Annotated in this window: 7 protein-coding genes, 1 tRNA gene and 1 rRNA gene; 4 read left to right on the top strand and 5 right to left on the bottom strand. The window is 45.5% G+C overall.

All coding sequences use genetic code 11. From position 1 onward, the window contains the following. The first annotated feature begins 137 nt into the window (after window positions 1-137). Window positions 138-254, top strand: a 5S ribosomal RNA gene (rrf, locus tag ATB76_RS09740). A 69-nt stretch (window positions 255-323) separates the two neighbouring features. After that, window positions 324-400, top strand: a tRNA-Asp gene (locus ATB76_RS09735). Between the two features lie 448 nt (window positions 401-848). On the opposite strand, the gene ilvY is transcribed toward ATB76_RS09735, so the two are convergent. Next, complete coding sequence (ilvY, locus tag ATB76_RS09730; protein WP_061035084.1) at window positions 849-1,739, bottom strand: HTH-type transcriptional activator IlvY; 891 nt, start codon at window positions 1,737-1,739, stop codon at window positions 849-851. Window positions 1,740-1,881: 142 nt separating this feature from the next. On the opposite strand from ilvY, the gene ilvC reads away from it, so the two are divergent. Continuing rightward, the gene (gene ilvC, locus ATB76_RS09725) at window positions 1,882-3,366 is read left to right on the top strand and encodes a ketol-acid reductoisomerase (protein WP_038879763.1); all 1,485 of its coding nucleotides are present in this window, start codon (window positions 1,882-1,884) and stop codon (window positions 3,364-3,366) included. Between the two features lie 381 nt (window positions 3,367-3,747). Here ilvC and ATB76_RS09720 read toward each other — a convergent pair whose 3' ends face one another. The 4 genes from ATB76_RS09720 to ATB76_RS09705 all read right to left on the bottom strand — a co-directional run bounded on the left by ATB76_RS09720 (window position 3,748) and on the right by ATB76_RS09705 (window position 8,972). After that, on the bottom strand, window positions 3,748-3,999 hold the full coding sequence (locus ATB76_RS09720; protein ID WP_005427244.1) for an accessory factor UbiK family protein: 252 nt from the start codon (window positions 3,997-3,999) through the stop codon (window positions 3,748-3,750). Between the two features lie 132 nt (window positions 4,000-4,131). Then, complete coding sequence (gene vmeD / locus ATB76_RS09715) at window positions 4,132-7,254, bottom strand: multidrug efflux RND transporter permease subunit VmeD (protein WP_038869922.1); 3,123 nt, start codon at window positions 7,252-7,254, stop codon at window positions 4,132-4,134. Between the two features lie 11 nt (window positions 7,255-7,265). Then, a complete protein-coding gene (vmeC, locus tag ATB76_RS09710) occupies window positions 7,266-8,372 on the bottom strand; it encodes a multidrug efflux RND transporter periplasmic adaptor subunit VmeC (RefSeq protein WP_038869923.1) in 1,107 nt (368 codons plus the stop codon). An 18-nt stretch (window positions 8,373-8,390) separates the two neighbouring features. Further along, a complete protein-coding gene (locus ATB76_RS09705; RefSeq protein WP_050566713.1) occupies window positions 8,391-8,972 on the bottom strand; it encodes a TetR/AcrR family transcriptional regulator in 582 nt (193 codons plus the stop codon). Window positions 8,973-9,142: 170 nt separating this feature from the next. Between ATB76_RS09705 and rep the strand changes: the two genes are divergently transcribed. After that, the gene (gene rep, locus ATB76_RS09700; protein ID WP_061035081.1) at window positions 9,143-11,158 is read left to right on the top strand and encodes a DNA helicase Rep; all 2,016 of its coding nucleotides are present in this window, start codon (window positions 9,143-9,145) and stop codon (window positions 11,156-11,158) included. The last annotated feature ends 63 nt before the right edge of the window (window positions 11,159-11,221 follow it).

Genomic DNA, 11,221 nt, shown 5'->3' with positions numbered 1-11,221 from the left:
TGAGGCGTTGAGCTAACCTGTACTAATTGCCCGTGAGGCTTAACCATACAACACCCAAGGGGTTTTGATGGACTCAATGCAAGAACGATTGAATGTGTAGTAGAACTTAAAATCAGTTTTCCGAATTAAAGAATTTGCTTGGCGACCATAGCGATTTGGACCCACCTGACTTCCATTCCGAACTCAGAAGTGAAACGAATTAGCGCCGATGGTAGTGTGGGGTTTCCCCATGTGAGAGTAGGACATCGCCAGGCTTGTATTTTATTTTCACTTTTTATGAAAAAGTGAAGACAAAAACTTAGACTTAAATGTCTAACCAGTGCGGAGCGGTAGTTCAGTTGGTTAGAATACCGGCCTGTCACGCCGGGGGTCGCGGGTTCGAGTCCCGTCCGCTCCGCCACTTATTCAGACAAAAGCCCCAGCAGAAATGCTGGGGCTTTTTCGTATCTAACAACTCAATTCATGCATGAGTCTCGCTTGTGTGTAAGTCCAATTGAACGTAAGCTCGGACTAGGCGTCCCCACGGTTCCGCTACTTATTTGGAAACCCAGCCTTCGGAATAGGTTTTGTCGTTTCTGATATCCTCAGATCTCTGTGTTTGCTGTAGAACTCGTTGTGTTAGGTAAAGATCTTATCTCTCTTGTCAGTGTCCATTTTCTAAATCTTAAAAGTAACTAAGGGTAAGTACTTACTTATTCTCATCACTTTGCTAGCAATACCTTTGTTATGTGAGTCGTGATGTCAGCTACCTCTAAGTGCTGTTACATATTTTGCATTCGAGGTTTACTGTAAATAAAAAGCCCGTTGCTTGCGTAACGGGCTTCGGATTCCAATTTGTATAGATATCTCTAAAGGGATATATACTTACTTTCTGCGACTTCCCATAGGGCTTTAACTAACGGGTTTTCTAGCTGGCGTTTAATACAGCAAACACCGAGTTCGAATGGTTTGATAGGCAGAACTTTCAGTCGATTTATCTTCTCTCTGACAGGGCTATTGTTGATTACCACATCCGGTGCGATACCTACGCCACAACCTAAAGCCACCATACTGACAATGGCCTCATGCCCTGCTACTTGTGCGTAGATGTTTGGTTTGATCTTCATTTGCTTAAACCAAACATTCGCTCTTTCTCTTGCTGTGCCTGCTTCTGGGAGAATAAAAGGGATCGTTGACCAATCCGGGGTTTCTTTTTGTAGTTCTTCTGCGAAGCTGCTGATTCCAACCGGAGCAATAACCGATAGAGGTATCTCGCTGATTGGTTCAAAAGCCACTTTAGCGGGTAGTTGGTCTGGCTTTGCCGAGATCGCGATATCAGCCTCATCCGCCATTATCTTATCGATAGCTTGGGCTGGATCACCAGTAGAGAGTTTGAATTCAATAAATGGGTGTTGTATGCGGAAATCGGAAATAAGCTCTGGGAGGTGACTGTAACTTGCAGTTACCGAGCAAAATAAACGTATCTCCCCCTTTAGCTCATCTTCCGTTCCTTTGACGTAGCTTTGGTATTGCTGCCATTCCCCCAAGATCTTTAGTGCAACAGGCAATAACTTCTTTCCTTGAACCGTCAATTCGACACTTCGATTATCACGCAAGAACAGCTGTTGATGCGTTTCTTCTTCCAATTTCTGGATCTGCCGACTCAGTGCGGAAGGGCTGATATGCATTGCTGCCGCTGTCTTAGCGAAGCTTTTACTATCACATAGATGAATGAATAGTTGTAGGCTTTTGATGTTCATTAAATCTTTACGTCCATGTTGCATTTATTGCAATAAGTAATTGTGAATATATCACTTTCAGCAACAGAATGTCTGTTTTAGTATGAACTCATTCGGTAACACAAATACCGACCTCTATGGAAGAATGTTAAGGAGCACCCAGATGGCTAACTATTTCAATACCCTAAACTTACGTGAGCAATTGGACCAACTTGGTCGTTGTCGCTTTATGGACCGCGAAGAATTCGCATCAGAAGCAGATTACCTAAAAGGTAAGAAAGTGGTCATCGTAGGTTGTGGTGCTCAAGGCCTTAACCAAGGTCTAAATATGCGTGATTCTGGTTTAGACGTTGCTTACGCTCTACGCCAAGCTGCGATCGACGAGCAACGTCAATCGTTCAAAAACGCAAAAGATAACGGCTTTGAAGTAGACAGTTACGAAAAGCTAATTCCACAAGCTGACCTAGTAATCAACCTAACGCCAGACAAGCAGCACACTAACGTTGTTGAAACGGTAATGCCTCTCATGAAAGAAGGCGCAGCACTAGGCTACTCACACGGTTTCAACGTAGTTGAAGAAGGCATGCAAATCCGTAAAGACCTAACGGTTGTAATGGTTGCGCCTAAGTGTCCAGGTACAGAAGTACGTGAAGAGTACAAGCGTGGCTTCGGTGTCCCTACACTAATCGCTGTTCACCCAGAAAATGACCCTAAAGGCGAAGGCTGGGACATTGCGAAAGCATGGGCTGCTGGTACAGGTGGCCACCGCGCAGGTTGTCTAGAGTCTTCATTCGTAGCGGAAGTTAAATCTGACCTAATGGGTGAGCAAACTATCCTATGTGGCATGCTACAAGCCGGTTCTATCGTGTCTTACGAGAAGATGATTGCTGACGGTATCGACCCAAGCTACGCAGGTAAACTTCTACAATACGGTTGGGAAACAATCACTGAAGCTCTTAAGTTTGGTGGTATCACTCATATGATGGACCGTCTATCAAACCCAGCAAAAGTAAAAGCATTTGAGCTTTCTGAAGAGCTAAAAGAGCTAATGCGTCCACTATACAACAAGCATATGGACGACATCATTACGGGTGAATTCTCCAGTACTATGATGGCTGACTGGGCAAACGACGATGCAAACCTACTAGGCTGGCGTGAAGAGACGGGTGAAACCGCTTTCGAAAACTACCCTGCAGGCGACATCGAAATCTCTGAACAAGAGTACTTCGACAACGGCATTCTACTGGTAGCTATGGTTCGTGCTGGTGTTGAGCTAGCATTCGAAGCAATGACAGCATCAGGCATCATCGATGAGTCTGCATACTACGAGTCACTGCACGAGCTACCGCTAATAGCAAACACAGTTGCACGTAAGCGCCTATACGAAATGAACGTGGTAATTTCAGATACAGCAGAGTACGGTAACTACCTATTTGCTAACGTAGCAACACCGCTACTACGTGAGAAGTTCATGCCATCAGTAAGCACAGACGTAATCGGTAAAGGTCTAGGCGAGTCGTCTAACCAAGTCGATAACGCTACGCTAATCGCAGTAAACGAAGCGATTCGTAACCACCCAGTAGAGTACATCGGTGAAGAGCTACGTGGTTACATGACGGATATGAAGAACATCGCAGTAGGCGGCTGATTTCTATCTAAGTCAGTAAAGAACTCCGGATAGACTGGGGTCAATAAATACAACATACAACACAACATCTAATTAAAAGGCTTGGTCGCCGTTGACCAAGCCTTTTTGTTTTTATGAAGACGGACTGTTTCCTTCGAACCGTGGGAGTGCTTCGCTGTTAAAATCGGACGTGTTCGTTGGGATAGAATTGAAAGAAGTAGAGGTATATGTTGACTGGATTTGCCCTTAAGAAGGCAAAATTGAAGCGAATCCCGAATCCCGAATCCCGAATCCCGAAAACAAAAAGGGTTGACGTACATACGCCAACCCTTAAGAATTTTCTCGCTTCTCGCTTCTCGCTTCTCGCTTCTCGCTTCTCGCTTCTCGCTTCTCGCTTCTCGCTTATTTATCAGCTAGCTTTTCTTCAAGCTCAGCCAATTTCTTTTCCATTTCTGTCAGCTTTTGACGAGTGCGCAGCAGAACTTGAGTTTGTACGTCGAATTCTTCACGGCTAACAACGTCTAGCTTGTTTAGCTGACCTTGGATGACTTGGCGAACTTTTTGATCAACATCCGCGCCTAGTTCTTTTACTGGCTGTGGCATTGATTCGTGAATTTGTTTAGCGATTTGCTCTAATTTCTTTGGGTCAAACATAGTGGCTAAAACTCCTTTTGATTTGCCCACATTCTATTTAATTGATACGTGAAAGTCGCCATTTAGATGGTAAAAAAGAGAGCAGCAATAAAAAAGGTCACCGAAGTGACCTTTTTCTTAGTGCTTTTATACTTACTTGTTATCAGCTAATTCGCGGTGAGCTGCTTTCGCTTCATCCACTCGAGCTAGCTTTTCCAAGTCTTTGTCTTCAACAAACACTGGTAGTGGCTTGTGTTTCTCAGCAAGGTAGCTGTAAATCACTGGCAGTACGAATAGTGTAAATAGCGTACCGATCGCCAGACCAGCAACGATTACGATACCGATACTGAAGCGTTGCTCAGCACCTGCGCCTGTTGCGTACATCAATGGGATAAGACCTGCAATCATCGCTGCCGTCGTCATCAGGATTGGACGAAGACGAACTTTTGCTGCTTCCATTACCGCATCGATACGAGACAGTTTGTTGTGTAACTGCTCTTCTTTCGCTACCTCACAGATCAAGATACCGTGCTTGGTGATCAGACCAACCAGGGTAATCAAACCAACCTGCGAGTAGATGTTCATCGATGCAGTCCCCCACGCCAGAGCAATCAATGCACCACAAACCGCAAGTGGTACTGATACCATGATTACGATTGGATCGCGGATAGATTCAAACTGAATCGCCAGTACTAGGAAGATGATTGCTAGTGCCAAACCGAATGTTGCGTATAACGCACTACCTTCAGTTACGAACTGACGCGCTTCACCCATGTAGTCATGGTTGTAGCCTGACGGCAGTTTGTTTTGTGCCACGTCTTCGAACCAGTTGATCGCATCCCCCATTGCAACACCAGGAGCTGGTACAGCACCAACAGTGGCTGAGTTTAGCTGGTTGAAGTGAGGCAGTGCACGAGGCTCTGCGACCACATCAATTGTGATCAAACTACCCAATGGTACTGCTTTGCCGTCAACTGAACGTACGTAGTAATTCTTCATCGACTCTGGGTTTAGACGCCACTTACGTTCAACTTGAGGGATTACCTCGTATGAACGACCATTTAGGTCGATACGGTTTACATAACCATCGGCCATCATGGTACTTAACGTGACACCAATGTCTTGCATGGTCACGCCGTAAGCGCCGGCTTTGTCTTTATCGATGCTGATTTTCATCGTTGCTGAATCGTAGTTCAGATCCAGATCCGAATACACGAACAGTGGACTCTTCGATACATCGGTCAGAATATCACTTGCGATAGTAAACAGGCTTTCGAAGCTGTTTGGCGTAGTCACAACGAACTGAATTGGTAGACCTGAACCTGCACCTGGAAGTTCTGGCATTTGGAAAGCCGTTACTGACATACCTGGTACATGAGAAACTAAGTCACCCACACGTTTGGTAATGTCCGCTTGGCTTGCCTCACGCTCACTCCAAGGTTTCAGTGTTGCTAGACCGAATGCTTGGTTCGAGTTAGGTACACCGTTAAACACCTGAGCGTATTCTACTTCTGGCTGGTCAGACAGAATCTTGTTTACATCGTTCATGGTGCTTTGGATGTAATCCAAGTTCGCATTTGATGGGGCTGTACCCATTAAGACCACAACGCCTTTATCTTCCGATGGTGCTAGTTCACTCGGAATGAACTTAAACAAGATCGGTAGACTCGCGAACACGATGATCGCAAAAGCAATGATAACCGGACGATGAGCCATGACTGCAGTTAGCATCTTCTCGTAGCGGTTGGTCATGCCATCAAGAACGTGGTGAACTTTTTGCTCAAACTTGCTTGGCTCTTCGTTTGCCTTCAGCATTTTTGAACACATCATCGGTGACAGAGTCAACGCGATGATACCGGACACAAATACAGCACCCGCAAGGGTAAGAGCAAACTCTTTAAATAGTGAGCCTGTAATACCACCCATCAGAGCGATAGGCGCGTATACAGCACCTAACGTCAGTGTCATCGCGATTACTGGGACAGCAATTTCTCGTGTACCAATGATCGCAGCTCGGAACGGTGATTCCCCTTCCTTGATGTGTCGATCGACGTTCTCAAGAACAACGATCGCGTCATCCACCACCAGACCGATGGCGAGTACCATTGCCAGTAGTGTCATCAAGTTCCAAGAGAAGCCCATCGCTTGCATCACCATTGCCACACCAATCAATGATAATGGGATAGTAACGATAGGGATGATTACCGCACGGAATGAACCTAGGAACAAAGTGATAACGATAAGTACGATGACTGCTGCTTCAAGAATGGTTTTCACAACTTCGTGAATCGATTCGTTGATAGCAATAGTCGAGTCGTACATCACATTCATCTTGATGTTACTTGGCAAGTTACGCTCTAGTTGAGGTAACAACGTCAGTACATCTGCTGCAATATTGATCGGGTTGGCACTTGGTGCTGCGTTAATCGCTGCAACCACGGCTTCTTGACCATTAGCACTAGCACGGTAAATATCGTGGCTCTTCTCTAGCGTCACTTTCGCAATGTCACCAAGGCGAATTACATCACCCTCACCGGTTTTCACCACAAGTGCTTCTAGTTCCGCAACGTTGGATACCTGAGTATCTGCACTGCCGTTGTAAAGTACGAATTCACCTGTCGCCTGACCAGTTGCCGACTGATAGTTGTTGGCGTTTAGTACGGTCATTACGTCAGTTGCTGTCAGCTTAAGTGCCCCCATTTTTGCAGGGTCTAGCCATACGCGCAGTGCGTATTTCATACCACCGTATAGGTCAACTTTCGATACACCGTTTACCGTGAATAACTGCGGGTTGATTACACGCTCAAGGTAGTCCGTGATCTGGCTTGAAGACAGCTCATCACTGGTGAAACCAATATACAGTACTGCCGTTGTCGAACCTGTCGACATGGTTACCGTAGGGTCTTCCGCTTCTTTTGGAAGCTGCGAACGAACCGAGTTGGTTTTCGCCAGAATGTCAGACAGCGCCGCATTCGGATCAGTGTTTAACTTCATGTTTACGGTGATGGTAGAAGTACCGAGTACCGAGGATGAAGTCATGTAGTCGATATTATCGGCCTGAGCAACGGCTTGTTCCAAAGGCTGAGTAATGAAGCCTTGGATTAAGTCGGCGCTGGCACCGTAATAACTGGTGGTTACAGTAACCACCGTATTTGTCATTTCAGGGTATTCACGAACCTGCATCTTGAATACGGCTTGCAAACCAAGCAACGCAATCAAAAAACTGATCGATACCGCTAAAACTGGACGTTTAATAAAAACATCGGTAAAGCGCATGATGCCTCCAATTAAAGCATTGGTGTTTCAGCAGGTGGTGTCAGTGCCGAATCTTCAACGATGGTCACTTTCGCATGGTTACTAAGGCGTACTTGCCCCGACGTTACCACTACGTCACCTGGTTTCACGCCTTCTAGAATATGCGCGATGTCTTTAGTACGCTCACCCACTTTCACAACGTGTTGCTTAACGCGTTTTTCACCGTCTTCTTCAGTAATGATGTACACGTTGTCGCCGTATAGCGTAAAGGTGATTGCCGTTTGTGGCAGAGTCACTTGATTCTCTAGCTTAGGCAGGATGATGTTTGCACGTGCGAACATACCGCTGCGAAGCTTGCCATCGCTATTTGGAATGTCTGCTTGGACTTGAATCAAACCACTTTGTACGTTTACTGCTGGTTCAATCGCAGAGATCGAACCTTTGAAAGGCTTGTCAGGGTAAGCGTCTACAAAGATATCCACTTCTTGGTCTAGCTTAATGCGTGAGATATCTGTTTGAGGCACAGTGAAGCGTAAACGCATTACTGTTGTATCTTCGAGACGTACGATGTCAGTACCTGCTTGTAGATATTGACCTAGATACACATTACGAATACCAACCACACCAGCAAAAGGTGCTTTTATTTCACGGCGGTCGATGGTCGCTTTCAAGCTCTCAATGTCCGCTTTAAGTGAGAAGTAGTTTGCTTCAGCTTCGTCGTACGCTTCTTTAGAAATCGATCCTTTCTTATAAAGACCTTGGTAGCGTTTGTACTTAGCTTGAGCTGCTGGCAGTTTTGCTTGAGAGCTTTTTAGGTTTGCTTTCTCAACATCAGAGTCCAGAAGAACCAGAGGTTGGCCTTCTTCCACTTGAGTACCAGAGTCGAAAGAAATCTTATCAATCACACCGCTGGTTTCGTTTGCAACAGTGACACCTTGGTTAGGTTCGATAAAGCCAATCGCTTCGATGACAGGAACCCAATCTACCGCTTTTACTTCCGTAACGGTAACAGGGAACTCTGGCTCCGGACGATTCGCCATGTATTCAGCAATTTTCTGTTGCTTGAATAAGTTGAAACCTATCACGCTTCCGAACAGAAGAACCGCGATAAGCAACATAAAGAAAGTCCACTTTTTCATTCTATTAAGAACTCCAAGTTAGTGTTTAATAATTGCATCCCAACTGGCTTCAACGGCTGCTTCCAGCGCATTGTCGTCCAGCTGATAAAATCCCAAAGCATGTTTTCTCGCAAGCGCAACACTAGCTTCGAAACTTAACCCTGATAGAATTTCGTTATCGAGGGGTTTGAATACCCCTTCCGCTTTGCCTTGATTAAAAAGACGATCTACTTGGGCAAACATTTGCCTTTCAAGTTCCCTCGTCCCTTTACGATTTCCACAAGGCAGTGATTCATATTGGACACGATTACTTAAGGTGTCTAAATTTGATCCAGCAAGGTGCCAAATATTGAGCCACATGGTGCGGTAACGCTCTTTCAGGGGCATATCGTCATGAACATCCGCTTGAACGGCGTCCGCAATACGTTTAGTTACAGTAAGGCGAACCTCTTCCAAAAGATGTTCTTTATCTGAGAAATATCGGTAAATCGTGCCAGCTGCAACACCTGCTTCTGTAGCAAGTTTGTGCATGGAAAGACCATGAAAACCTGATTCAGCGATTAAGCGCTCGGCTGCTGCAATGATTTGTCCGTATTTATCTCCAGCAGTGTTATTGGACATAACGCCACCACCCAATGAATGAACGTTCATTCATTATAGCTTAAACTCTGGCCACGTATGCAACAAAATGTTGCATCTATCTGTGTAAAAATTACGTGAAAATCTCCGTAGCTTTCACGCGGTCACCCCTTTATCATAGGCGCCATAATTACCACCCGCAGAGAATTTCTATGAAGCTGAACCCTAGACAAGATGAAGCCGTTAAGTACGTATCAGGCCCATGCCTCGTGCTGGCTGGTGCAGGTTCGGGTAAAACTCGTGTAATTACCAATAAGATTGCTTATTTGGTTCAGCAGTGTGGCTACAAGGCACGCAATATTGCTGCGGTTACCTTTACCAACAAAGCGGCGCGTGAGATGAAAGAGCGCGTCGGTCAAACGTTAGGTAAATCAGAATCGAAAGGTTTGATGGTTTCGACCTTCCACACCTTAGGTTTGACCATCATCAAGCGTGAGTACAAGCATCTTGGCTTGAAAGCAGGCTTCTCCCTCTTTGATGATCAAGACCAACTTGCACTACTGAAAGAGCTGACAGAAAAGCAGCTAGATGGCGATAAAGATTTATTACGTCAACTACTAAGCAGTATCTCAAACTGGAAGAATGACATGCTGACACCAGAACAGGCAAAAGCGCTTGCTCAAGGTGAGCAGCAGCAATTGTTCGCGTTCTGTTTTGAGATGTACCAAAAGCAGATGAAGGCATACAACGCGCTCGACTTCGACGATCTGATTTCTTTGCCAGTGCAACTTCTGCGCAATAACGAAGAAGTGCGCCAACGCTGGCAAAATCGCATTCGCTACTTGTTGGTGGATGAATATCAAGATACCAACACCAGCCAATACGACTTAGTGAAGTTGATTGTCGGTGAGCGTGGTCGTTTGACTGTGGTAGGCGACGATGACCAATCCATCTATTCATGGCGTGGCGCTAAGCCGCAAAACTTGGTGTTGCTTGGTGAAGACTATCCAAATTTGCGTTTGATTAAGTTGGAGCAGAACTATCGTTCGACTAGCCGTATTCTGCGCGCAGCTAACATCTTGATTGCGAATAACCCACACGTGTATGAGAAATCACTGTTCTCGGAAATTCCTGACGGTGAAAAACTCAAAGTGTTGCTGGCGAAAAATGAAGAGCACGAAGCGGAGCGTGTGACGGGTGAATTGATTGCGCACAAGTTCCTAAACCGCACCGAATATAAAGATTATGCGATTCTATATCGTGGTAACCACCAATCACGTTTGATTGAAAAGTCACTGATGCAAAACCGTGTGCCATACAAACTGTCTGGCGGCACATCTTTCTTCGCTCGAGCTGAGATCAAAGACATCATGGCTTACCTACGTGTGTTGGTGAACTCAGATGATGACAACGCGTTCCTACGTATTGTGAATACGCCGCGTCGTGAAATTGGTCCCGTGACTTTAGAGAAGCTGGGTAGCTACGCCAACATGCGTGGTAAGAGCTTGTTTGAAGTCAGCTTTGAAATGGGACTAGAGCAGCACCTAACCGGTCGTGGTTTAGAGAACCTACGCCGCTTTACTCAATGGTTGGTTGCGATTGCCGATCAAGCTGAGCGTGGCGATACGGTTGAAGCGGTGCGTTCGCTTGTGCGTGATATTCATTACGAAGATTGGCTATACGAAACGTCAGCAAGCCCGAAAGCGGCTGAAATGCGTATGAAGAACGTTTCTGACCTTTACTCTTGGATTGTGGCTGACCTAGAAGGTGACAACTACGATCAAGAAGAGAAGACCATCAAAGAAGTCGTTCAACGTTTAACATTGCGAGACATGATGGAACGCGGAGAAGATGATGAAGACAGTGATGCCGTTCAATTGATGACGCTTCATGCATCGAAAGGTCTCGAGTTTCCTTATGTATATTTGATTGGTTCGGAAGAGGGAATTTTACCGCACCAAACCAGTATTGATGAAGATAACGTCGAAGAAGAGCGTCGATTGATGTACGTGGGAATTACGCGTGCTCAAAGAGAATTAACCTTTACGATGTGTAAAGAGCGTCGCCAGTTTGGTGAATTGATCAAACCGACACAAAGTCGTTTTTTAGATGAACTGCCATTTGATGACGTTGAATGGGAAGTAAACAAAAAACCAGTATCGGCAGAAGAGCGCATGGCAAAAGGCCAAGCTCACATCGCTAATATTCGAGCGATGTTTAAGAAGTAGGACAGCGTTGTTCTAATTTGCTAAAAACGAAAAAGGCTTGCCAAGTGGCAAGCCTTTTTCGTT

The sequence above is a fragment of the Vibrio sp. MOR3 genome (genome assembly GCF_001557775.1).
Lineage (GTDB): Bacteria > Pseudomonadota > Gammaproteobacteria > Enterobacterales > Vibrionaceae > Vibrio > Vibrio jasicida.
This window is presented reverse-complemented; position numbering and strand designations above follow the sequence as displayed.